The 22,889-nt window shown below is 73.1% G+C and carries 23 protein-coding genes; 9 read left to right on the top strand and 14 right to left on the bottom strand.

Features of this window, described 5'->3' with window-relative positions:
* Positions 1-46: 46 nt before the first annotated feature.
* Complete coding sequence (gene greA, locus ACIGXO_RS11450; RefSeq protein ID WP_399783669.1) at positions 47-544, top strand: transcription elongation factor GreA; 498 nt, start codon at positions 47-49, stop codon at positions 542-544.
* Between the two features lie 163 nt (positions 545-707).
* Here greA and ACIGXO_RS11455 read toward each other — a convergent pair whose 3' ends face one another.
* From ACIGXO_RS11455 to ilvA, 3 genes are all read right to left on the bottom strand, one after another.
* Positions 708-1,574, bottom strand: a complete 867-nt coding sequence (locus ACIGXO_RS11455) for an ABC transporter permease (RefSeq protein WP_399783671.1) — start codon at positions 1,572-1,574, stop codon at positions 708-710.
* Positions 1,571-2,539 (bottom strand): ATP-binding cassette domain-containing protein, encoded by a 969-nt coding sequence (locus ACIGXO_RS11460; RefSeq protein WP_399783674.1) that lies wholly within the window; start codon positions 2,537-2,539, stop codon positions 1,571-1,573. The genes ACIGXO_RS11455 and ACIGXO_RS11460 overlap by 4 nt, the downstream gene beginning before the upstream one ends.
* Positions 2,540-2,837: 298 nt before the next feature.
* Positions 2,838-4,016 (bottom strand): threonine ammonia-lyase, encoded by a 1,179-nt coding sequence (gene ilvA / locus ACIGXO_RS11465; protein WP_399783897.1) that lies wholly within the window; start codon positions 4,014-4,016, stop codon positions 2,838-2,840.
* Positions 4,017-4,301: 285 nt separating this feature from the next.
* On the opposite strand from ilvA, the gene ACIGXO_RS11470 reads away from it, so the two are divergent.
* The 3 genes from ACIGXO_RS11470 to ACIGXO_RS11480 all read left to right on the top strand — a co-directional run bounded on the left by ACIGXO_RS11470 (position 4,302) and on the right by ACIGXO_RS11480 (position 5,708).
* Positions 4,302-4,802, top strand: coding sequence for a MarR family winged helix-turn-helix transcriptional regulator (locus ACIGXO_RS11470; protein ID WP_223733990.1), 501 nt, complete (start codon positions 4,302-4,304; stop codon positions 4,800-4,802).
* A 131-nt stretch (positions 4,803-4,933) separates the two neighbouring features.
* On the top strand, positions 4,934-5,425 hold the full coding sequence (locus ACIGXO_RS11475; RefSeq protein WP_399783678.1) for a sigma factor-like helix-turn-helix DNA-binding protein: 492 nt from the start codon (positions 4,934-4,936) through the stop codon (positions 5,423-5,425).
* Positions 5,426-5,456: 31 nt separating this feature from the next.
* Positions 5,457-5,708 (top strand): hypothetical protein, encoded by a 252-nt coding sequence (locus tag ACIGXO_RS11480; protein ID WP_399783680.1) that lies wholly within the window; start codon positions 5,457-5,459, stop codon positions 5,706-5,708.
* 78 nt (positions 5,709-5,786) lie between these two features.
* On the opposite strand, the gene ACIGXO_RS11485 is transcribed toward ACIGXO_RS11480, so the two are convergent.
* Positions 5,787-6,947 carry a cystathionine gamma-synthase gene (locus ACIGXO_RS11485; RefSeq protein WP_399783683.1) on the bottom strand — a complete coding sequence of 387 codons (1,161 nt, stop codon included), beginning with the start codon at positions 6,945-6,947 and terminating at the stop codon, positions 5,787-5,789.
* A 167-nt stretch (positions 6,948-7,114) separates the two neighbouring features.
* On the opposite strand from ACIGXO_RS11485, the gene ACIGXO_RS11490 reads away from it, so the two are divergent.
* On the top strand, positions 7,115-8,269 hold the full coding sequence (locus ACIGXO_RS11490; RefSeq protein ID WP_399783686.1) for a hypothetical protein: 1,155 nt from the start codon (positions 7,115-7,117) through the stop codon (positions 8,267-8,269).
* A 98-nt stretch (positions 8,270-8,367) separates the two neighbouring features.
* Complete coding sequence (gene msrA, locus ACIGXO_RS11495) at positions 8,368-9,027, top strand: peptide-methionine (S)-S-oxide reductase MsrA (RefSeq protein WP_399783690.1); 660 nt, start codon at positions 8,368-8,370, stop codon at positions 9,025-9,027.
* On the opposite strand, the gene ACIGXO_RS11500 is transcribed toward msrA, so the two are convergent.
* From ACIGXO_RS11500 to ACIGXO_RS11520, 5 genes are all read right to left on the bottom strand, one after another.
* Positions 9,012-9,698, bottom strand: coding sequence for an SDR family NAD(P)-dependent oxidoreductase (locus tag ACIGXO_RS11500; protein WP_399783691.1), 687 nt, complete (start codon positions 9,696-9,698; stop codon positions 9,012-9,014). The two genes, msrA and ACIGXO_RS11500, sit on opposite strands and share 16 nt — an antisense overlap.
* A gap of 153 nt (positions 9,699-9,851) precedes the next feature.
* On the bottom strand, positions 9,852-10,682 hold the full coding sequence (locus tag ACIGXO_RS11505; protein WP_399783694.1) for an SAM-dependent methyltransferase: 831 nt from the start codon (positions 10,680-10,682) through the stop codon (positions 9,852-9,854).
* 183 nt (positions 10,683-10,865) lie between these two features.
* Positions 10,866-12,140, bottom strand: a complete 1,275-nt coding sequence (locus ACIGXO_RS11510) for a DUF2786 domain-containing protein (protein WP_399783697.1) — start codon at positions 12,138-12,140, stop codon at positions 10,866-10,868.
* Between the two features lie 143 nt (positions 12,141-12,283).
* Entirely contained in the window at positions 12,284-13,555 is a 1,272-nt protein-coding gene (locus ACIGXO_RS11515; protein WP_399783700.1) for an Ig-like domain-containing protein, read from the bottom strand.
* A 162-nt stretch (positions 13,556-13,717) separates the two neighbouring features.
* Positions 13,718-14,047, bottom strand: coding sequence for a hypothetical protein (locus ACIGXO_RS11520; protein ID WP_399783703.1), 330 nt, complete (start codon positions 14,045-14,047; stop codon positions 13,718-13,720).
* 106 nt (positions 14,048-14,153) lie between these two features.
* Here ACIGXO_RS11520 and ACIGXO_RS11525 point away from each other — a divergent pair, with 106 nt between their 5' ends.
* The gene (locus ACIGXO_RS11525; protein ID WP_399783706.1) at positions 14,154-14,552 is read left to right on the top strand and encodes a hypothetical protein; all 399 of its coding nucleotides are present in this window, start codon (positions 14,154-14,156) and stop codon (positions 14,550-14,552) included.
* 60 nt (positions 14,553-14,612) lie between these two features.
* Here the strand turns inward: ACIGXO_RS11525 and hutH are convergent, their stop codons facing one another.
* From hutH to ACIGXO_RS11550, 5 genes are all read right to left on the bottom strand, one after another.
* Entirely contained in the window at positions 14,613-16,151 is a 1,539-nt protein-coding gene (gene hutH / locus ACIGXO_RS11530; RefSeq protein WP_399783899.1) for a histidine ammonia-lyase, read from the bottom strand.
* Positions 16,152-16,276: 125 nt separating this feature from the next.
* Complete coding sequence (locus ACIGXO_RS11535; RefSeq protein WP_399783901.1) at positions 16,277-17,374, bottom strand: diguanylate cyclase domain-containing protein; 1,098 nt, start codon at positions 17,372-17,374, stop codon at positions 16,277-16,279.
* A gap of 252 nt (positions 17,375-17,626) precedes the next feature.
* Positions 17,627-18,433 carry an enoyl-CoA hydratase/isomerase family protein gene (locus ACIGXO_RS11540; protein WP_399783709.1) on the bottom strand — a complete coding sequence of 269 codons (807 nt, stop codon included), beginning with the start codon at positions 18,431-18,433 and terminating at the stop codon, positions 17,627-17,629.
* Between the two features lie 71 nt (positions 18,434-18,504).
* The gene (locus ACIGXO_RS11545; RefSeq protein WP_399783904.1) at positions 18,505-19,599 is read right to left on the bottom strand and encodes an adenylate/guanylate cyclase domain-containing protein; all 1,095 of its coding nucleotides are present in this window, start codon (positions 19,597-19,599) and stop codon (positions 18,505-18,507) included.
* A gap of 252 nt (positions 19,600-19,851) precedes the next feature.
* Positions 19,852-20,751, bottom strand: coding sequence for a biotin--[acetyl-CoA-carboxylase] ligase (locus ACIGXO_RS11550; protein WP_399783712.1), 900 nt, complete (start codon positions 20,749-20,751; stop codon positions 19,852-19,854).
* Positions 20,752-20,907: 156 nt separating this feature from the next.
* On the opposite strand from ACIGXO_RS11550, the gene ACIGXO_RS11555 reads away from it, so the two are divergent.
* Together ACIGXO_RS11555 and ACIGXO_RS11560 are read left to right on the top strand one after the other, a co-directional pair.
* Positions 20,908-22,515, top strand: coding sequence for an acyl-CoA carboxylase subunit beta (locus tag ACIGXO_RS11555; RefSeq protein WP_399783715.1), 1,608 nt, complete (start codon positions 20,908-20,910; stop codon positions 22,513-22,515).
* A 35-nt stretch (positions 22,516-22,550) separates the two neighbouring features.
* On the top strand, positions 22,551-22,757 hold the full coding sequence (locus ACIGXO_RS11560; RefSeq protein WP_399783718.1) for an acyl-CoA carboxylase epsilon subunit: 207 nt from the start codon (positions 22,551-22,553) through the stop codon (positions 22,755-22,757).
* Positions 22,758-22,889: the final 132 nt, after the last annotated feature.

A 22,889-nucleotide genomic window follows, 5' to 3' on the forward strand; every position in this document is an offset into this window, starting at 1 on the left:
CCTGGTAGGGCGTTTGATTTATCCCCAGTACCGACGAGGAGCACCTGTGACCCAGACCAGCGACAACGTCACCTGGCTGACCCAGGAGGCGTACGACCAGCTCAAGGCCGAGCTGGAGTACCTGTCTGGTCCCGCACGCGCCGAGATCACCGAAAAGATCGCGGCGGCCCGCGAGGAAGGTGACCTGAAGGAGAACGCCGGGTACCACGCGGCCAAGGAAGAGCAGGGCAAGCAGGACCTTCGCATGCGCCAGCTCAAGCAGCTGCTGGAAACCGCGAAGGTCGGCGAGGCTCCCGCCGCCGCGGGTGTCGTGGCACCCGGCACGGTCGTCACCATCGCGTTCGACGGAGACCCGGACGACACGCTGACGTTCCTGCTGGCTTCGCGGGAGTACGCGAGCTCGGACATCGAGACGTACTCCCCGCAGTCCCCGCTGGGCACCGGGGTCAACGGGAAGAAGGTCGGCGAGACCGCTGAGTACGAGCTGCCGAACGGCAAGAAGGCGGCCGTGAAGATCCTGGAGGCCAAGCCCTACTCGGGCTGAGCCCGCGGACCACGGCAGCGCCCGCGACACGCGGCGGTCGCACCGCACACCAACGAGGGCCCGGGTCGGCAGACCCGGGCCCTTCTGCGTGCCCGCGCGCCGCGCCCGGCGTGCCCGCACGCGCCCCGCGGCGCGCCCGGACGCTCCAGCGCGCCGCGCCCGCTCACGCCGTCGCCGACCGGTACTTCCGTACCGCCAGCGTGCGGAAGACCGCGATGATGACGACCGACCACAGCACCGAGGCCAGGACCGGGTGCTGCATGGGCCAGGCGTCCGGCACCGGATAGCCGGGCGGCAGATTGCCGAAGAGCTCGCGCGTGGCCTGCACCGTGGCGCTGAAGGGGTTCCACTCCGCGAGGTGCTGCAGGAACGCCGGCATGGAGTCCGAGGGCACGAACGCGTTCGAGACGAAGGTCAGCGGGAACAGCCAGATCAGGCCGCCGGAGGTGGCCGCCTCCGGGGTCCGCACGGACAGCCCGATCAGCGCGCCGATCCACGAGAAGGCGTACCCGAGGAGCAGCAGCAGACCGAATCCGGCCAGTACCTTGCCGAGGTTCTCGTGCGTGCGCCAGCCGATGATCAGCGCGACGCCCGCGATGACGACGAGGGTGAGCGCGGTCTGTACGAGGTCGGCGAGCGTGCGCCCCGTAAGGACCGCGCCGCGGGCCATCGGCAGCGACCGGAAGCGGTCGATCAGGCCCTTGTGCATGTCGTCGGCGATGCCCGCGCCCGCGCCCGCCGTGGCGAAGGTGACGGTCTGCGCGAAGATGCCCGCCATCAGGAAGGCACGGTACTGCGCGGGGTCGATCGGCCCCTGCTGCCCCGGCAGCTGGATCGCGCCGCCGAAGACATAGCTGAACAGCACCACGAACATGATCGGCTGCACCAGCCCGAAGATCACCACCTCCGGGATGCGCAGCATTCTGATGAGGTTGCGCTGGGCGACCTCGAGCGAGTCCCGTACGGACCGCCCGAAGCCGCCCGGCTGCGGCGCACCGGCCCGCCGGGACGCCTCCGTCATGACGCTCATGCGGCCTCCTCCTCTTCGGCCGGCGTCTCGGCCGCGTGGCCGGTCAGCGAGATGAAGACGTCGTCCAGGGTCGGCCGGCGGAGCCCGATGTCGTCGATCTCGACGGCCCGGGCGTCCAGCTCGCGGATGACCTCGGCGAGCAGCTTCGCGCCGCCGCTGACCGGCACGGTGATCCTGCGGGTGTGCGGCTCGACCTTGGTGCCGCCCTTGCCGAAGCCGCGCAGCACCTCGTCGGCGGTGCTCAGCTGCTCGGGCGTGTGCACGACGACCTCGACGCGTTCGCCGCCGGTCCGCGCCTTGAGCTCGTCGGACGTGCCGCGTGCGATGACCCGGCCGTGGTCGACCACGCAGATGTCGTGCGCGAGATGGTCGGCCTCTTCGAGGTACTGGGTGGTGAGCAGCAGCGTCGTACCGCCCGCGACCAGCTCCTGGATGACGTCCCACAGCTGCTGGCGGTTGCGCGGGTCCAGGCCGGTGGTCGGCTCGTCCATGAACATCACGGGCGGGCTGACGACCAGCGCGGCGGCCAGGTCGAGGCGGCGCCGCATGCCGCCGGAGTAGGTCTTCGCGGGCCGGTCGCCCGCGTCGGCGAGGTGGAAGCGGTCGAGCAGCTCGCCGGCCCGGGCCTTCGCCGCCTTCGCGCCCATCTGGTACAGCCGGCCGACCATGGTGAGGTTCTCGCGGCCGGTCAGGTACTCGTCCACGGCGGCGAACTGGCCGGACAGGCCGATCGCGCGCCGCACTTCGTCGGGGTGTTTCAGTACGTCGATCCCGGCCACCTCCGCGGTGCCGCGGTCGGGCCGCAGCAGGGTCGTCAGGACCCGGACGGCGGTGGTCTTGCCGGCGCCGTTCGGGCCGAGCAGACCGAGGACGGTTCCTTCGGGGACGTCGAGGTCGACGCCGTCCAGAGCCCTGACTTCGCCGAAGGTCTTCACGAGACCCTCGGCGTGAATAGCGCCTGGCATCTAGGCACTCCCGGGGTTGGGTTTCGAGGGAAATCTTACGTTTGCCGGACTTCACCCGCTCAGCGGACGACCGGCGTCACGGGACGCCACGATTGCGCCACAGAACGGGACCGTTCCGGCATGCCTTTCAGCGACCGTTCCACGGATGTTACACCCAGACGCGATACATCGCGATACCCGTGGCTCCGTGTGCGCTCTCGGACACATGCCAACGGCCGATGCCCCAGGGGGGCATCGGCCGCAGCGATATATGTCGTGTTCTGGCGTGCGCGCCCGGACAGTGCCCGGACGCGCGCGGTCAGGCGATCACCGTGTACCCCGCCTCGTGGAGCGCCGTGCCGACCTCCGTGCAGTGCTCCGGACCCTGCGTCTCCAGGTGCAGTTCGACCTCGGCCTCCGTGATGCCGAGCCGCGGATCGGTCCGTACATGGCTCACGTCGAGCACATTGGCGTCCGCCTCGGACAGCACGCCCAGCAGCGTCGCCAGCGCGCCCGGGCGGTCCGTCAGGCGCAGCCGCAGCGACAGGTAGCGGCCGGCCGCGGCCATGCCGTGCCGCAGGATGCGCTGGGTGAGCAGCGGGTCGACATTGCCGCCGGAGAGCACCGCGACCACCGGCCCCTGGAACGCCGCCGGCTCCGACAGCAGCGCGGCGACCGGGCTCGCGCCGGCCGGCTCCACGACCATCTTCGCCCGCTCCAGGCAGAGCAGCAGGGCGCTGGAGAGCGCGTCCTCGGAGACCGTACGGACCTCGTCGACCAGCTCGCCGATGATCCCGAAGGGCACGTCGCCCGGCCGCCCGACCTTGATGCCGTCCGCCATCGTGGCCGGGGATTCGATCGAGACGGGGCGCCCGGCAGCGAGCGAGGGCGGGTACGCGGCGGCGCCCGCCGCCTGCACGCCGACGATCCGTACGTCGGGCCGTACCGCCTTCACGGCGACCGCGACGCCCGCGGCGAGCCCGCCGCCCCCGATGCCGACCACGATCGTGCGGACCTCGGGGCACTGCTCCAGGATCTCCAGGCCGACCGTGCCCTGCCCCGCGATGATGTCGCGGTGGTCGAAGGGGTGGATGAAGACCGCCCCCGTCTCGCGGGCGTACTCCTGCGCGGCGGCCAGCGTCTCGTCGACGACCTGACCGTGCAGCCGCACCTCGGCGCCGTAGTCGCGGGTCGCGGCGACCTTGGGCAGCGGTGCCCCTTCCGGCATGAAGACGGTGGAGCGGACGCCCAGCAGGGAGGCGGCGAGCGCCACGCCCTGCGCGTGGTTGCCGGCGCTCGCCGCCACCACTCCACAGGAACGTTCCTCCGCGGAGAGCCCGGCGATCCGCACATACGCGCCGCGGATCTTGAACGAGCCGGTGCGCTGGAGGTTCTCGCACTTGAAGTGCACCGGCGCGCCCACCAGCCCGGACAGGTAACGGCTGCCCTCCATGGCGGTGGACCGGCTCACCCCGGACAGCAGCTTCTGCGCTCCCATGATGTCGTCAAGCGTGACGGCGGGAAGCACCCCTGTGTCTGCGGTGGCCCGCGGAACGGCGGCGGCCGCCGCGGGACCGGTGGCCCCGGATGCGGCGGAAGCGGGCGTCTGCGGCGTGTGATCGGCCATGGCGCCAGTCTTACAGCTCGCGCCGCCGCGGGCGCCCGCGGCCCGGAGAGCCGCCCCGCGGCCGTACATCTTTGGTCAGCGCCGGTACGGTCCCCGCGCGGGCCGCGTACTCTGTCCCCCAATCCGTACGCACCCCCATGAAGCGAGCAACCGGCCATGCCCACCTCTTCGGACATGACGACCCACACCGACCCCGCTCTTCTTGACGCGCTGCAACATCAAGTGGCCGTCTTCGCCCGCCGCGCCGAGCAGAGCCGGCTCGGCGGGGTCGGGCAGGCGCGCAACTCCATGGACCGCGCCGCCTACCTGCTGCTCAACCGTCTCGACCAGGAGGGCGCGATGGGCGTCAAGGCCCTGGCCGCCGGCATGGGCATCGACTCCTCCACGGTCACCCGCCAGGTCGCGCCGCTGGTCGACGCGGGCCTGGTCACCCGCGCCTCGCACCCGGAGGACGGGCGCGCGGTCGTCCTGCAGCTCTCCGAGCGCGGCCGGGCCCGCCTGGAGGAGGTACGCGCCTCGCGCCGCGAGCTGATGGCGCTGGTCACGGAGGAGTGGAGCGAGGAGGAGCGCAACGCCTTCACCACGCTCCTGACCCGCTTCAACACCTCGCTCTCGACGGTCACGGCCTCGCTGTCCCCGGGGACGCCGGCCTCCTGAACGGAGCCCGCGAAGCCCGGGCACGGCTGCACGGGACGCACCGCCTGCCGCACGGCTCTTGACCTCCTGCCCCGCGCTGCCGTGCCATGGAGCCATGGCCGGGCCGCCGGGCCCGCGAGCCGGGAGGCGCTGTGCGAGAGCGGCGGGCAGCACTGGAGCACCGCCGCGCCCAGGAATTCGAAGCCTTCGTGGCGGGCGCGGCGGGCCGGCTGCTGCGCACGGCCACGCTGCTGACGGCCGAACCGTCCGGCGCCCCCGCGCCCGCCGCCGAAGAACTGCTGACCGTCGCGCTGGCCCGTACGTACGCGTCCTGGGACCGGCTGCGCGGCGAGGACCCCTACGACCGCACCCGCCAGGAGCTGGCCGGGCAGTTCGCCCGTACGGCGTGGCGCCACCGGCGGCCGCGCGGCGGCCTGCTGGACCGGCTCACCCCGCAGGAACGGCTGGTTCTCGTCCTGCGGCTGTACGAGGGCGTCGCCGAGGAGCAGACCGCGGCCCTGCTGGGCCTGCCCGCCGAGCGCGTGCACGCACTGTGCCTGCACGCGATCGCGGAGCTGCGCAGCACCGGACGCGGCGCCGGGCCGCCGCCCGCCGCCGCGGGGACCGGGGCGGCGGCGTCGTGAGCCCGCGCGCCGCGGCCGGGGCGGCGGCGTCGTGAATCCGCCCGACCGCAAGGAGGCCGAGGTGCGGCGGATGCTCGACGGGCCGCACCCCCTCGTCCCGCCCGACCTCGCGCTGCGGGCCGCCGCGCGCGGCCGCCGGCTGCTGCTGCGGCGGCGCCGGCTGGAGCGGGCCGGCTGGCTGCTGCTGTTCCTGGCAGCCGTGGCGTTCACGGTCTGGGCGGTCACCCAGCAGCCGTGGATGCCGCCGCCGACCCGCACGACGCCCCCGCTCGAGGGCTGGTGACGCGTACCGCCGGTGACGCGAACCCGCGTCCTGGCCCAGCTCCGTCCTGATCCAGCGCCGTCCCGGCCCGTCGCCGTCCTAGCCCAGCGCCTGCGTCAGGTCCGCGAGCAGGTCGTCGACGGACTCGATGCCGACCGAGAGCCGTACGAGGTCGGCCGGTACCTCCAGCGCGGAGCCCGCCGCCGAGGCGTGCGTCATCCGGCCGGGGTGCTCGATCAGCGACTCCACGCCGCCCAGCGACTCGCCCAGCGTGAACAGCTTCGCCCGGTCGCAGACGTCCACCGCGGCCTGCTCCCCGCCCGCGACCTGGAAGGACACCATGCCTCCGAAAGACCGCATCTGCTTGGCGGCGGTCTCGTGGCCGGGGTGGTCGGGCAGCCCCGGGTAGTACACCTTGGTCACCTTCGGGTGCGCGGCCAGCAGCTCCGCGACCCGCGCCGCGTTGGCGCTGTGCCGGTCCATCCGTACGGCGAGCGTCTTGATGCCGCGCATCACCAGCCAGGCGTCGAACGGCCCGGCGATCGCGCCCATCGCGTTCTGGTGGAAGGCCAGCTCCTCGCCCAGCGCGTCGTCGTCGACGACCAGCGCGCCGCCCACCACGTCCGAGTGGCCGCCCATGTACTTGGTCGTCGAGTACACGACCACGTCGGCGCCGAGCGCGAGCGGCTGCTGGAGGTAGGGGCTGGCGAAGGTGTTGTCGACGACGAGCCTGGCGCCCGCGGTGCGCGCGACGTCGGCGAGGGCGGCGATGTCGGTGATGCCGAGCAGCGGGTTGCTGGGCGTCTCGACCCAGATCGCCTTCGTACGCGGCCGGACCGCTTCCCGTACGGCCCGCGGGTCGGAGGAGGAGGCGACCGACCACTCCACGCCCCAGCGCTCGGCGACCTTCGCGAAGAGGCGGAACGTGCCGCCGTACGCGTCGTCGGGGATGACGACGTGGTCACCGGGGACGAGGAGGGTCCGCAGCAGGCAGTCCTCGGCGGCGAGGCCGGAGGCGAAGGCGAGGCCGCGGCGGCCGCCGTCCAGGGCAGCGAGGTTCTCCTCCAGGGCCGTACGGGTCGGGTTGGCGCTGCGGCTGTACTCGTAGCCGCCGCGCAGCCCGCCCACCCCGTCCTGCTTGTAGGTGGACACCTGGTAAATGGGCACCGATACCGCGCCGGTCGCCAGGTCAGCCTCCTGACCTGCGTGAATGGCGAGAGTTTCGAAGTGCTGGTGGCGCTGTCCGCGCTGATCACTCATGGCTGACGAGGGTAGTCGTCCACAGGCTCGCACGCAGTCAGGAACTTTCTGCTTCGCTGGAGAGTGGAAAGAGAACAAGACACCGTGCGACATCCGACCGACCCGGCCGACCCGGCCGACCCGACGCACGCAACCGGCCCTACCGACCTGGAAACGACTGACTGCTCATGGAAGCACTGCTCGCCCTTATCGCCCTCCTCGCGATCGCGGGGCTGATCGGCTATCCCCTGGCGCGGCGCCGGCGCACGCTCCAGCAGGCCGGCCGGGGCCTGGCGTCGGTCGCCGACCCCATGGCCGGGTACGGCTTCGTCCCCGCCGAGCAGCTGGACGCGCGGCTGCCCGGGCCCGACCCGGAGCTGGCGGAGGCGCTGGCGGAGATCGCCCGCACGCAGGACTGGCGGCCGGCCTCCCAGCTGCTGGCCCGCACCCCCGAGGGCGACGAGCGGCGCTGGCAGCGCGTCCAGTCGCTGGCGGGCGCCGCGGCGTTCGCGTCGGCGCCCGGCCAGGACGGCGCGCCGGGTCCGCACTCCGAGACACCGGGCGGCTCCCGCGGCGGCATCTGGCTGCGCACCTGGCGCTCCGAGAAGCCCAAGGACTCCGGCGGCGCCCAGACGCACGCCCAGTTCCTGGTGGTCCAGGCCCTGCGCGACCCCGGCTCGCAGGACTTCCGCATGATCCTGGAAGAGGCCCGTACGGTCTGCCACGAGGCGCGGCTGCTGGCCCCCGGCAGCCCGGTCCCGTACATCATCGAGCTGGCCGCGGCCCGCGGGCTCGGTGACCGCCGCCCCGATTACGAAGAGCTCTGGTCCAAGGTCGTCCAGCGCGCCCCGCATCACATGGGCGCGCATCTGGCCGCCCTGCCGTACTGGTCGGAGAAGTGGCACGGCTCCAAGGAGGACGCCGACGCGTTCACCGAGCGCGCGGCCGCGGGCGCCCCCGCGAAGTCGCTCCTCCCCGCCCTCCCGCTCTTCTCCGTGTACGACCACCTCCCCGAGGCGAACATGGTCCGCAGCCTCTTCCAGAGCGCGGTCGTGGAGCGCGCCATCGAGGGCGCGCATTTCGCGCTGCGCCAGGCCCCGGCCGACCATCCGGTGGCGCCGCACGTCCGCCACCTCCTCATCTGGTTCCTCGTCCAGGCGGAGCGGTACGCCGAGGCCATGGAGCAGCTGCGCCTGGTGGACGGTCATGTCGGCGCGGTGCCCTGGTCGTACCACCCGCAGCCGGCCGCCGCGTACGCCACCTACCGCGCCCTCGCCGTCGCCGGCTGGGAGTCCCAGGGCGGCACCCCGGCAACGCTCCCGCCGGACCGCCCCCCGTTCTGAACGGAATTCCCCGCCCCCGCGGGACGTTCCCCCGACACCGAGTCACCGCCCGCCCCCGACCCCTTTTCGTCTCCTCGTCCCTCCGGAGCCTGATCACGATGCTGTTCTCCCGCTTCAAGAACCACCTCCCCACCGCCGACGAGGCGCTGAAGGGCCGCCCCGAGCCGGAGTTCACGGTCCCCGAGCGCCACACCGTCCTCGGCAACGCCCTGCTCGGCCCGTACCCGGAGGGCCTGGAGATCGCCGACTTCGGGCTGGGCTGCTTCTGGGGCGCCGAGCGCAAGTTCTGGCAGACGGACGGCGTATGGACGACCCTCGTCGGCTACCAGGGCGGCCACACCCCGAACCCCACGTACGAAGAGGTCTGCAGCGGCCACACCGGCCACACGGAAGCGGTCCGCGTCGTCTTCGACCCCGCGAAGGTCTCCTACGCCACCCTGCTCAAGGTCTTCTGGGAGTCCCACGACCCCACCCAGGGCTTCCGCCAGGGCAACGACGTCGGCACGCAGTACCGCTCCGCGATCTACACCCACTCCCCCGAGCAGGCCGCGACGGCCGAGGCGTCCCGCGACGCCTACCAGAAGGTCCTCTCCGCCTCCGGCTACGCCGACATCACCACCGAACTCCTCCCCGCGGGCCCCTTCTACCCCGCCGAGCCCTACCACCAGCAGTACCTCGACAAGAACCCGGCAGGCTACTGCGGCATCGGCGGCACGGGCGTGAGCTGCCCGGTGGGCGTGGCTCAGGCGGACGACTGAGGCGGCTGGGGGCCGAGTGCTCCCGTGGGGCCGATGAAGGCTTCGGCCGGGCCGCGGTCCTCGTGCAGGGCGTAGTAGGCCGCGCCGATGGTGTCCGCCGCGGCCGCGGACGCCGGCGGGGACGTCACCGTGACCGTGGCGGCGTGGATGCCGTGCGGGGCGAGTTCGGCGTGCAGGGTCTGGGCGTAGTTACGGAGGGCTGCCATGGCCAGGCCGGCGTTGGCGAGGGCCGGGGCGGGGACCGTCGCCGCCGGGCCCGTGGTGAGGAGAAGGGTGCCCGAGGCGCGGTTGAGCATGTCGGGGAGGACTTGGCCCACGGCGGTGATGGCACCCAGGACGTAGAGATCGAACTGGGCGGTGGCCGCGGCGGCGGTGGTCTGGGTGGCGTGGGTGACCGGGCCTGACGGGCCCGGGGCGTAGTCGAGGACGTCCACCGGGCCCAGGGCTTCGGTCGCCTGCGCCAGCGCGGCGGCCAGGGCGTCGCGGTCGCGGATGTCCGCGGGGAACGCGGCGGCGGGGATGTCCAGCCCGGCCAGCTCGGCGACCTGGGAGTCCAGCCGGTCCTTCGTACGGGCGACGAGCCCGACCCGGTAACCGTGGCGCCCGAACGCGCGGGCCACCCCCATGCCCCGCCCCGGACCGGCACCGACCACCACGAGCGTCTTGGCCACCGCTGCTCCTCTCCGCGCCGGCGGGCCCGTACTGCCGCGGCCGCGCCGGCTGATCACTTGATCACTTGTCGGGTGCGTTTCCTTGGTGTGCCCGCTCCACGCCCGGTGACACCAGGCCGTCAACGCCCGGGGTCAAATGGGAGAAGGAAGCCCTCAGGGCTTGCGGGCCACCAGGGCGTACTGGGCGACCTGCGGGGGTTCGGCGGGGCTGCCGTCGGGGGTGGGGTCCGGGCGCCAGCGGGTGCAGGAGACCAGGCCGGGCGGGAGCAGCTCCAGGCCCGCGGCGAAGCGGGCGATCTCCGCGCCGCTGCGGGCGGTGATCGGCGGGGTGGCGTGCTCGTTCCAGAAGCGCATCGCCTCGGCGTTGCCCTCACCGCCCAGTTCGAGGGTGGGGTGGGTGAGGACGAGGTGGCTGCCGGACGGTACGGCGGCGAGCAGCCGGTCCACGGTCCGCCGCGCCCGCTCGGTGTCGGGCATGAAGTTGAGGATGCCGAGGAGCATGATCACGACGGGGCGGCCGAAGTCGAGGGTGCGGGCGGCCGCGTGCAGGATCGCGTCCGGGTCGTGCGCGTCCGCGTCGATGTAGTCGGTGGCGCCGCCCGGGGCGCTGGTCAGCAGCGCGCGGGCGTGGGTGAGGACGGTGGGGTCGTTGTCGACGTAGACCACGTGGCAGTCGGGCGCGACGCGCTGGGCGACCTCGTGGGTGTTGTCGGCGGTGGGCAGGCCGGTGCCGATGTCCAGGAACTGGCGGGCGCCCGCCTCGCCCGCGAGGTATCGCACGGCCCGGCCGAGGAACGCCCGGTCGGCGCGGGCCACTTCGCCGATGCTCGGATACAGGCCGGCGATGTGGTCACCGACCTCGCGGTCGACGGCGTAGTTGTCCTTGCCGCCGAGCCAGTGGTTCCAGACCCGGGCGTTGTGCGCGGTCCCGGTGTCGATCCGGGACCTCGGCTTCGACTCCGTGCGTCCGTGGCCGTCGGCCATGCCCGTTCCCCTTCCGGCCGGTACCGGCGCATACCGCGCCACCGGTAAGTGACGGTACCAGTGGGGGAGTTGGGTCCTGTGGGGCGTCGACCTCGCGGCCCGGAGGCGGCGGCCCTGCGGCCCGGCTGACCGCGACCCGCGGCCCGGAGGCGGCGATCCCGCGCCGCCCCGGGAGCGGCGGACCTACCGCCCGCCGCGGTCCAGCCGGGCCCTGTCCGCGGCCGCCACCCCCTGGTGCAGCCCCTCCGCGTCCCGTACACCCCGCATCCGTACCGCCGTGGTCTCGGGGAAGAGCGCGCCGGTCCGCTCCTGGACCGCGAGGTCGCGGGCGGCCAGTACCGGCAGCAGGTCCGGCGTCCCCTCGGCCGCCTCCGCGGTGACGTGGTCGGCGGCGTCGGTGAGGCGGTCGCGGATGCGGGAGGCGTAGCCGGCGAGGAAGGACTGGCGGAAGTCCTTCGTGCGGCGGGACTTCCCGCGGCCGTGGTGCGCGTCGGCGGCCCGGTTCATGGCCGTGGTGGCCTGCACGAGGAGGGAGGTGTAGAGCAGTTCGGCGGCGTCCAGGTCCGGCGCGAAGCCGACGAGGGTGGTGAAGGCGGCGTCCGGGGACCAGACGGCCTGGCAGCGGTTGGCGGCGGCCACCGCGTCCAGCAGCAGCGCCTTGGCACTCTCGTACGGGCCCTCGACGCCGATGCGCAGGGTCTCGGGACCGCCGGCGGAGGCGGCGCCCGCGAGCAGCGCCTCGGAGACGCTGTGCCGGGCCATCAGCTCCTGGGCCTTCGCGGAGAGCGCCTCGGCCTCCTCGGGGAAGGCGGTGGACTCGGCCTTGGCGAGCAGGCCGCGGATGCGGCCGAGGACGCGCGGCTCATCGGACGGGGTGCCGGTCCGCGAAAAACCCGAAGAAGCCGTACCGGCCGTCCGTACGCCCGGGAGCGGCCCGGTCGGCGTGACCCGGGGCAGCCGCCCGAGGACCCGCAGCACCTCCAGGACGGCGCAGAGCGCCTCGAAGCGGGTGGTGCGGCGGCGCCGGGCCAGCGCGTCCGGGTAACCGCCGTCGTCCGGCCACCAGACCTCGGCGCCCGCCTCGCGCAGCTGTGCGGGCCAGCGCGGCGGGAGCTCCTCGGCGGGGTACCGGCGGAGCTCGGCGGCGACGAGGTCGGCGGCGACCTCGGGCGGAGCGCCCGCGCGCCGTACGAGGCGTACCAGGTCGGCGGGGTGCCAGCCGCCCTCCCAGCAGCCGCGCACGGTGGCCGCCGCGGCGGTCAGCAGGGCCCGGCCCACCGCCTCGGGGCCGGCCGGGTCCGCGCTCAGCGCCGACGCGCCGGCCTCGACGGCGTCCTCGGCGGGCCTGCCGTCCGCGGCGTACCGGACCGCGCCCAGTACGCGTGCCACGGTCTCCTCGGCGCCGTGCGCGGCCCCGCTCTCCCGGCGCCCGCCGCGCCCCTCGCCCTTGTTGCCCACCGGGTCACTGTACGGACGCGTACGGTACGGCCGGAAACGGCGGCGGGCGGCGCTCCGGACCGGTGTCCGGGGCGCCGCCCGCGCGCGGCTCGGGGAAGCCGTCAGGTATCGGTGAGCTGTCGGGTCAGGTCAGGCCGCCCGGGTCACTGCAGGGCGCTGCCCGCCGTCCACTGGGACCAGTCCATGTTCCAGCCGTTCAGGCCGTTGTCGGGCTGGATGGTCTTGTCCGGGGAGTTCTTCATGACCACGACGTCACCGAGCAGGGAGTGGTCGTAGAACCAGGCGCCGTCGGTCTTGTCGTCCTTGGCGCCCTTGGCGTCCTCCAGGCCGATGCAGCCGTGGCTGGTGTTGGCCTTGCCGAAGATGCCCTTGCCCCAGTAGTTGCCGTGGATGAAGGTGCCGGAGTCCGACAGCCGCATGGCGTGCGGGACGTCGGGGATGTCGTACTCGCCCTTGCCGTTCTTCTTCTTGAAGCCGACCGTCGAGCCGTCCATGCGGGTCTGCTTGAACTTCTCGGAGATCACCAGCTGACCGTTGTAGGTCGGGTTCTCCTGGCCGCCGGCCGAGATCGGGATCTGCTTGACGGTCCTGCCGTCGCGCACCACGGTCATCTGATGCGTCTTGGCGTCGACGGTGCTCACCTGGGAGCGGCCCACGTCGAAGCTGACGGTCTTGTCCTGGATGCCCTGCACGCCGGGCGACGCCTCGACGCCGTCCAGGTCGAGGTCCATGGTGACCTTGGAGCCGGGCTTCCAGTACTCCTGCGGGCGGAAGTCCAGGCGGGTGTCGCTGAACCAGTGGCCGACGACCTTCTGGTTGCTGCTCGCCGCGACCTTGATCTTCGACTCGACGGCGGCCTTGTTCTTGACCGGCTTGTCGAAGTTGAGCGACACCGGCATGCCGACGCCGACGGTCGAGCCGTCTTCAGGGGTGAAGTTGCCGATGAAGCTGTTGCTGGGCGAGACCGTGCTGAACGTGGAGTGCTCGACCGCCGTGCGGCCCTTGGCGTCCTCGGCGTGCGCGGTGATCCGGTACTGCGTGGAGCGCTTCAGCGGGGACTGCGGCTGCCAGGACTTGCCGTCGGGCGCGAGCGTGCCGGGCACCTGCTCCTTGGTGTCCAGGGAGGTCATGGTGACGTCGGTCAGCTTGCCGTCCGTGACGCCGACCTTGGTGTCGCTGTTGATGCCCGCGTCGTCCGTGCCGCTCTTCGGCACGATCTTGATCGTGGCGTCCGAGGCGTCCTCGGCGGCCGCCCTGTCGACCTGTTCCTGCTTCTGATGCTTCTCTGGCGGCCCGGAGCCGCCGCTGTCACCGCTGGCCTTGTCAGCACCGCCGCCGCAGGCCGCGAGCGCCAGTGCGCCGCCCAGCAGCCCGGCGGTGGCTATGAAGCCCTTGCGGTGCTTGCCGTACGTCATCAGTCACTTCTCCATTGCTACGGAACCTGAGGTCCTCCCCGAGCCATCTGGGCACACTTGGTCCCAGTCGCTCCCATGATGAACGCCTGTTCCCGTTTTGCCGTTCCATGCACGGGAAAGTGTGGGAAAGGACACCCAGGCTCCGCGACGGAGAAGCGGGCCTCAGACGAGCTCTTCGTCGTCCCCCGCGTCCCCGAGATCCCACTCCTCGGCCTCGGGGTCGTACTCGGTCTCCTCGCTGGTCCAGGACGCCTGGGTGAGTTCGACGCCGGGGACGTCGTTGACGAGGTCGAAGGGGTCGACGAGGTGCGCGACGGCCTCCGCCGGCTCCGCCTGGACCGCTTGCCGCGCGTAGCTGCGCTCCTGATCGGAGAGATGATCCTCGTCGCTGACCCCGTCGAGGGCCGCGCCGGTCAGCAGGTCGGGATCCGTGATCTCCATGACCAGGTCGACGCGCAGGCGGACAAACCGTGATGTGTCACCGTTGCTCATGCCACGGAGCGTAAGCACGTAGGGCCCCTGGCTTCCCCGCGACCCGCGGCTGTTACTAACATCTGGGTAACGGCCAACGCGCCGAGCCGTGAAGGGGGATCGTTCCGTGACCGCACGCCGACCACTGGTGACTGCCGCTGCGGCCGGTTCGGTGCTGATCGCGCTCTGTTTCGTACCGTCGGCGAACGCCACGGCCGAGCACGACGACGGAATGCGGCACTCCGCCGCCGCCCCGGCCGTGGGCCAGGACGTACGGGCCGGTACGGACACGGCCGCCGACGCCAGTGGGGACACGGCCGCGGACGCCGGTCAGCAGGGGCGGGTCGCCCCCGGTACGCAGGTCGCCGCGGGCACGGACGGCGCGCAGGGCACCGGCGAGGTCCGGCTCGCCGACTCCGGCTCCCTCGACACCACGCCGTACGCCGTCGGCGGCACGGCCTTCCTCGGCATCGGGGCCGCCCTGGTCACCCTCGCCGTGCGCCGCTCGCGCGGCGAGACGGCCTGAGAGCCCGCGGGGCTCCGCGGGACTTCCCGGCCGTCCGCGCCGCGCGCCGGACCACGCACCTCAGTCCAGCTTCCCCGTGACCGACTCCACGGCCGCGACCAGCTTGCCGCTCCGTACGAAGTCGTACGCCGCCGCCAGGTCGGGCGCGAGGAAACGATCCTCCCCCGGCCCCTGCACGCCCTCGGCCCGTACGGCGTCCAGCACCGCGCGGGTCGCGGGCGACGGGGCCAGCCCCTCGCGCATCTCCACCGCGCGCGTCGCCGCGTACATCTCGACGGCGACGACGCGGGTCAGGTTGTCGACCGCGGTCCGCAGCTTGCGCGCCGCCGACCAGCCCATCGAGACATGGTCCTCCTGCATGGCGGAGGACGGGATGGAGTCCACCGAGGCCGGGGCCGCGAGCCGCTTCATCTCGCTGACCAGCGCGGCCTGCGTGTACTGGGCGATCATCAGGCCGGAGTCCACGCCCGGGTCGCCGGCCAGGAAGGCGGGCAGGCCGTGGGAGCGGTTCTTGTCCAGCAGCCGGTCGGTGCGGCGCTCGGCGACCGAGCCGAGGTCGGCGGCGGCGATGGCGAGGAAGTCCAGGACATAGGCGACCGGGGCGCCGTGGAAGTTGCCGTTGGACTCCACCCGGCCGTCCTCCAGGACGACGGGGTTGTCCACGGCGGCCGCCAGCTCGCGCTCGGCGACGAGGCGGGCGTGCGCGAGGGTGTCCCGGCCCGCGCCCGAGACCTGCGGGGCACAGCGCACGGAGTAGGCGTCCTGGACGCGCGGGGCGTCGTCCTGGTGGTGGCCGGTGAGCTCGGAGCCGGTCAGCACCTTGAGCATGTTGGCGGCCGCGGCGGCCTGGCCCGGGTGCGGGCGGATGGCGTGCAGCTCGGGCGCGAGGACCTTGTCCGTGCCGAGCAGCGCTTCCAAGGAGAGCGCGGCGGTGATGTCGGCAGAGGTGAACAGGCGGGCCAGGTCGGCACAGGCCATCACGAGCATGCCGAGCATGCCGTCGGTGCCGTTCAGGAGGGCCAGGCCCTCCTTCTCGCGCAGTTCGACGGGCTCGATGCCGTACTGGGCCAGCAGCTCGCCCGAGGGCCGTACGACGCCGTCGGGGCCCTCGGCCTCGCCCTCGCCCATCAGGGTCAGCGCGCAGTGCGAGAGCGGCGCCAGGTCGCCGGAGCAGCCGAGCGAGCCGTACTCGTGGACGACGGGGGTGATGCCCGCGTTCAGCAGCTCCGCCATCGTGTCGACCACGAGGGGGCGGACGCCCGTACGGCCCGAGGCCAGGGTCTTCAGGCGCAGGAACATCAGCGCGCGGACCACCTCGCGCTCCACGCGCGGGCCCATGCCGGCCGCGTGCGAGCGGACGATGTTGCGCTGCAGCTGGGCGCGGAGCTCGGGGCTGATGTGCCGGACGGCGAGCGCGCCGAAGCCGGTGGAGACGCCGTAGACGGGGTCCGGCTTGGCGGCGAGGTCGTCGATGAAGGCGCGGGAGGCGGCGACGGCCTCGCGCGCGCCCGCTGAGACCTCGACCCGGGCGGCGCCACGGGCCACGTCGATGACGTCCTGAGCGGTCGTGCCGGTCGTCCCCAGCACCACGGTGTGCATATCCATATTCAGTCACCCTAGAGAGTGAAAGCGCAGATGTCATCAGTGGGGTGCGGCTGCACCCCTTACCTCGCAGGACGCAGGCGTCCGCGGCGCGGTCCGGCCGCTGCCGGCCGCTGCCGGCCTCAGCGGCGGAACCGGCGGCGCTCCCCGTGCGGTGCCGCCGGGCCGCTGTCCGGCGCATCGGCCATCCGGACGACCGGGTCGTCCTCGCCGCCCTCCCGGCCCGCCACCACCGGGCCCCGCGCACGCGCCTCCTTGGCCCGGTACTGCGCGGCGTCCGCGAGCCGGAAGAGGCGGCGCGCCGACCGCACCTCACCGACCGGGTCACCGGTGGAGGCCACCCCGACCGCCACGCCCTCACCGAGGTCCAACGCGCCCGCACGGCGGCACAGTTCCGCCGCCACCCGCACCACGTCGTCGGCCGGGTGACCGACCGCGAGCAGGCAGAACTCGTCGCCGCCGAGGCGGGCCGCGAGGGTGCCCGGCAGTATCGCGCCGCACAGCGACAGCACCGACCCGAACCGCTCCAGCAGCCGGTCGCCCGCCGCGTGGCCCTGGGTGTCGTTCACCCGCTTCAGCCCGTTGAGGTCGCAGATCATCAGGCTGACGACGGCGCCCTCGGCACGGTGCCGCTCCAGCGCCTCGTCCAGCCGCATGTCGACCGCGCGCCGGTTGGCCAGGCCGGTCAGCGCGTCGGTGAAGGCCAGCCTGCGGGCCTCGGCCAGCCGCTCGGTCTGCGCGATGCCGGCCGCCGCCACGGCCGCGAGGACCGTGGCGAAGTCCGCGTCGTCCCGGGCGAAGACCGGCGCGCCGCGCGGCCGGGCCACGTACAGCTCGCCCCAGGCCCGGCCGTGCAGCACGATCGGCGCGACCACGCAGCTGCCCCGGCCGCGGCGGCGCAGCGCGGCCACGCGCTGATGGCAGTACGAGCCCTCCTCGTGCGGCCCGTCGGCGGTCTCCACCCAGGCTTCGGGCTCGCCGCCGCCCGCCCACCGCTCGTGCAGGAAGCCGACGATCTCGGGGAACTCGTGCACCGGGTAGGACTCGTCGTCCGGGTACTCCTGCTCGCCGTCGGCCAGGTCGCCGACGTTCACCAGGACCCGCAGCCGGCCGAGCTGGCGCTCCCAGACGGAGACCGCGGCGAAGGAGCCGCCCAGCGCCCGGCACGCGCCGTGCGCCGCGGCACGCGCCGATTCCTTGGGGTGGTGGGCGGCGGCCATGGCCTGCGCGAGCGCCACGACGGCCCGCAGCCGGGCGTCGCACCCGTTTTCGCTCCCGCCCACCGCTTCGCCCGTCACCGGCCCTCACAATCCGTCACCGTAGGCGCGCCTTGACCTTACAGAGTAGGAAGGTTTGCCACGGTTCGCCCCTTATGGGGTCACGGACGGCTACGGGCACGGACGGCTACGGAGTCGCGGACGGCTACGGAGTCGCGGCCGGCTACCGGGGTACGGGGGCGAGTACGGCCGGGGTCACTCGCCCGGCCAGTCCGGCGTCCGCTTCTCGTTGAAGGCGGCCACGCCCTCGGCCCGGTCGCCGGAGAACGCGACGCTGCGCCAGGCGCCGTCCTCCAGGTCCAGGCCGGTCCGCAGGTCCAGGCCGTGCCCGAGGCGCATGGCGCGCTTGGCGGCGCGCAGTCCGACCGGGGAGTTGCGGGCGATCCGCGCGGCCAGCTCCAGCGCCTGCGTACGGTCCTCGCCCGCGCCGACGAGCTGGTCGACCAGGCCCAACTCGGCGGCCTCCGCGGCCTCGACGCGGCGCGCGGTGAAGACCAGCTCGGCCGCGCGGGCCGCGCCGACCCGGCGCGGCAGCAGCTGCGTACCGCCGCCGCCGGGGATCACGCCGACGGAGACCTCGGGGAGGCCGACGACGGCGGTGGCATCGGCCACGATCAGGTCGCAGGAGAGCGCCAGCTCGAAGCCGCCGCCGAGCGCGAAGCCGTGCACGGCGGCGATGGTGGGCATCGGCAGCTCCAGCACGCCGGTGTAGGCGGCGCGGGTGTACGGGCGCTGGCGCATCAGGTCGGCGTCGGTGAAGGAGTTGCGCTCCTTGAGGTCGGCGCCGACGCAGAACGCGCGGTCGTGCGTGGAGGTGAGGACGGTGGTCCTGACGGACCGGTCCGCGGCGAGGGCTTCGCAGGCGGCGGTGAGCGCCTGGGCCATGGCCGTGGAGACGGCGTTCATCGCCTTGGGGCGGTCCATGGCGAGTTCGGCGACGTGGTCGCCGTGCCGCTTGACTGCTACGTGCTCGCCGTACCGCTGCTCGTCCTGGTCGGCCATGGGTACCGCCCCTCCCGGTTAACGATCGCTTACGGGAGCGATCGTAGCCGGGCGGGGGCGGCGGCCCGCCGTCAGGACTTCGGCTGGCGCCGGGTCAGCAGCCATGGTTCGACGACGCCCAGGCCGCGGACCGGGCGTTGCCACATCGGCTGGAGGGCGAAGCGGTACGCGGGGACCGGGCCGTCGCCCTCCTTTTCCGCCGCTGCCGCCTCCGCCTCGGAGACCGGGGCCTCGCCGGTCCGGCTCAGCTCCTCGGCGAACGCCTCGTCGACCAGGACGGTGTCCTTCGGCGCTATGGAGGTGAGCCGGCTGGCCAGATTCACCGTGGTGCCGAAGACATCGCCCATGCGGGTCGTGACCGTGCCGAAGGCGATGCCCACCCGCAGCTCGGGCATGGTCTCGTCATTGGCCATGGTCTCGATGAGGCGCAGCCCGATCTCGGCGGCGGTGCCCGCGTCGTCCGCGGCGTACAGCACCTCGTCGCCCAGGGTCTTGATGAGCCGGCCGCCGTGCGCGGCGACCAGGTCGGCGGCCGTGGTCTCGAACGCCTCGACCAGCTCGCCCAGTTCCTCCTCCTCCAGGCGGCGGGTGAGGCGGGTGAAGCCGACCAGGTCGGCGAAGCCGACGGCGAGCCGCCGGTCGACCATCTCGGCGTCGTCCTGGGCCTGGACGACCCGGCCGGTCGCGGCGGCGAGCTGGCGGCGCCAGACGTAGACGAGGAACTCCTCCAGCTCGGGGAGGAGCAGCTCGACCAGGGGGTACGTGATTTCCGTACGGGTCAGCCCGGAGTCCTGCGGCTCGGTCAGGCCCTCCAGGAAGGAGTCGATCTGCCAGTCGGCGAGGCGGGCCGTGGTCTGGCCCGTGGAGCGGGCCACCTGGACCGCCATCGCCTCGCTGAGCAGTCCGGCCTCCACCAGGCCCGAGAGCCGGCGCAGCGCCAGCACGTCGGCCTCGGTGAGCGCCTTGACCTGGCCGATGTCGGCGAAGCCCATGGCCCGCCAGAAACGGGAGGCCAGGTCCATGGAGACGCCGGCGCTGCGGGCCGCCTGGAACGGTGTGTAGCGCCGCTCGGAGCCGAGGATCAGCTGCTCCAGGCGGAGGGCGATGGTGTCGTCGCCGGACTCCCCGTCGGAGCCGTCGTCGGCGGTGTCGGCGGTGCGCGGCACCGCTTCCGCGTCGCGCGGCGATGCGCCCGAGTCGTCGAGGGTCACCGCGCCCTCCTCTTCCGATCCCTGCGCACTGCCCTTCCGATCACTGTTCGCCCGCGGCCCGCTGCCGGACCGATCGCGTCAACGATACGGCAGGTGTGCTCTGGCTCACTCTCACATTCCACACATAACGCATCATTCGCAGGTGTGGAATGTCGTCAAGAACCACTTGCCGTCTCCCGTCACCCGGTTCCGCGGCGCCCCGCCCGGTCAGCCCTGGTCCTCGGCCGGCCGCAGATGGACGATGTCACCCGCCGCCACCGGCAGCTGTACGCCGTCGGCGGTGGCCAGAACCAGCCGCCCGTCGCCGTCCAGGGCCACCGCCTCGCCGCGGATCTCCCGGTCGCCGGGGAGCAGCGCGCGGACCGTGCGGCCGAGCGTCGCGCAGCCCGCCGCGTACGCCTCCTGCAACCCGCAGGCCGCCGGGTCGCCGCCGGCCGCCTGCCAGTCGCCGTACCACTGCTCCAGCGAACGCAGTACGGCACGGAGCAGCGGGTCGCGGTCGGTGCCCTGCGCGCCGGCCAGGGCGAGCGAGCCGGCGCCGGGCACCGGGAGCTCGTCGGCGCGCAGCGAGACGTTCAGGCCGATGCCGAGGACGACGCCGCCGGCGGCCGCCTCGGCGAGGATGCCGCCCGCCTTGCGTTCCTCGCCGTCCACCGTGAGGAGGAGGTCGTTGGGCCACTTCAGGGCGGTGTCCACGCCGGCCGCGCGGGAGAGCGCGGTGGCGGTGGCGACGCCGGCCAGCAGCGGCAGCCAGCCCCACCGCTCCGTGGGCACCTCGGGCTTGAGGAGGACGGAGAAGAAGAGCCCGGAGCGGGGCGGTGCCGACCACTGGCGGTCCAGCCGGCCGCGGCCGGCCGACTGCTCCTCCGCGACGAGCACGCTGCCCGCCGCCGCCTCACCCTTGGCCGCGCGGGCCGCCAGGTCGGTGTTGGTGGAGCCGGTGACCTGGACCACGTCCAGAGAGGTCCACAGGGAGCCGTCGCGTACGAGGGCCTTGCGCAGCGCCGTCTCGTTCAGCGGGGGCCGGTCGAGATCGGCCCACCGGCCGCCACGGTCTTTGCCGGGGTTTTCGGGGTTGTCGGGGTTTACGGGAGGTTGAGGCGTCATGATGCCCAGCCTATGAGGCTTCCGGGCGCCGGAGTGTGGCCAACGACGCAGTGCCGGTGAGCAGTGCCGCGGATACGCTACGAATCGGTAGCCAACCCCTGAGCGAAGCGCCCCACGTACGAGCACCAGTCCAGGACGAGCAGGAGCCGCATCCCGATGTCCGAGCCGGAAGCACCCACGTTTGACAATTCAGCCAGCCACACCACCGCGGGCAAGCTGGCGGATCTTCAGCGACGCATCGAGGAAGCCACGCATGCCGGCTCCGCACGCGCCGTGGAAAAGCAGCACGCCAAGGGCAAGTTGACCGCCCGTGAGCGGATCGACCTGCTGCTGGACGAAGGATCCTTCGTCGAACTGGACGAGTTCGCCCGGCACCGCTCCACCGACTTCGGCATGGCGGCCAACCGCCCCTACGGCGACGGCGTCGTCACCGGCTACGGCACCGTCGACGGCCGCCCCGTCGCCGTCTTCTCCCAGGACTTCACCGTCTTCGGCGGGGCGCTGGGCGGCGTGTTCGGCGAGAAGATCGTCAAGGTGATGGACTTCGCGCTGAAGAACGGCTGCCCGGTCATCGGCATCAACGACTCCGGCGGCGCCCGCATCCAAGAGGGCGTGGTCTCCCTCGGCGCCTACGGGGAGATCTTCCGCCGCAACACCCACGCCTCCGGTGTCATCCCGCAGATCTCCCTGATCGTCGGCCCGTGCGCGGGCGGCGCGGTCTACTCCCCCGCCATCACCGACTTCACGGTCATGGTCGACCAGACCTCGCACATGTTCATCACCGGACCCGACGTCATCAAGACCGTCACCGGCGAGGACGTGGGCTTCGAGGAGCTGGGCGGGGCGCGCACCCACAACGCCACCTCCGGCGTCGCCCACCACATGGCGGGCGATGAGAAGGACGCGGTGGAGTACATCAAGGCGCTGCTGTCCTACCTGCCCTCCAACAACCTCTCCGAGCCGCCCGCCTTCCCCGAGGAGGCCGACCTGGAGACCAGCGACTACGACCGCGAGCTGGATGCGCTCATCCCGGACTCCGCCAACCAGCCCTACGACATGCTCTCCGTCATCGAGCACGTGCTGGACGACGGGGAGTTCCTGGAGGTCCAGGCGCTGTACGCGCCGAACATGGTCACCGGCTACGGCCGGGTGGAGGGCCACTCGGTGGGCATCGTCGCCAACCAGCCGATGCAGTTCGCCGGCACCCTGGACATCAAGGCGTCCGAGAAGGCCGCCCGCTTCGTGCGCACCTGCGACGCCTACAACATCCCCGTCCTGACCTTCGTGGACGTGCCCGGCTTCCTGCCCGGCACCGACCAGGAGTGGGACGGCATCATCCGCCGCGGCGCCAAGCTGATCTACGCCTACGCCGAGGCCACCGTCCCCCTGATCACCGTCATCACCCGCAAGGCGTTCGGCGGCGCGTATGACGTCATGGGCTCCAAGCACCTGGGCGCCGACCTCAACCTGGCCTGGCCCACCGCCCAGATCGCGGTGATGGGCGCGCAGGGCGCGGTCAACATCCTGCACCGCCGCACGCTGGCCGCCATCGAGGACCCGGCCGCCCAGGAGGCCCGCCGCCAGGAACTGATCGCCGAGTACGAGGAGGCCCTCCTCAACCCCTACGCGGCGGCCGAACGCGGCTACGTCGACGCGGTGATCATGCCGTCCGAGACCCGCCGCCACATCGTCCGCGGCCTGCGCACCCTGCGCAACAAGCGCGAACAGCTGCCCCCGAAGAAGCACGGCAACATCCCGCTGTAAAGACGTCAGGATCGACTGCTGTAAGGAGGCTGACGGTGATCAAGGTCCTGCGGGGCAACCCGACACCTGAGGAGCTGGCCGCCGCAGTCGCGGTGGTGCAAGCCCGCGCGGCGGCCGCCGCTGCCGCCGCGCCCGGCGGCCCGGACCAGGGCGAGGAGTGGTCCGACCCGGCGTCCCTCGTGCCGCGACGGATTCCGCACCCGGGCCCGCGCGCCTGGCGGACCAGCTTCTGGCCGCGCTGACCGGTAAACGCCGTGGTGGGGGGGGGGGGGGGGGGCGGGGGGGGCCCCCCCCCCCCGCCCGGCGCCGCGGCGGGGGGGGGGGGGGGGGGGGCGGCCCCCCGGCCCCCCCCCCCGGCCCCGCACCGCGCGGGC

The organism is Streptomyces sp. NPDC053542 (assembly GCF_044544685.1).
Lineage (GTDB): Bacteria > Actinomycetota > Actinomycetes > Streptomycetales > Streptomycetaceae > Streptomyces.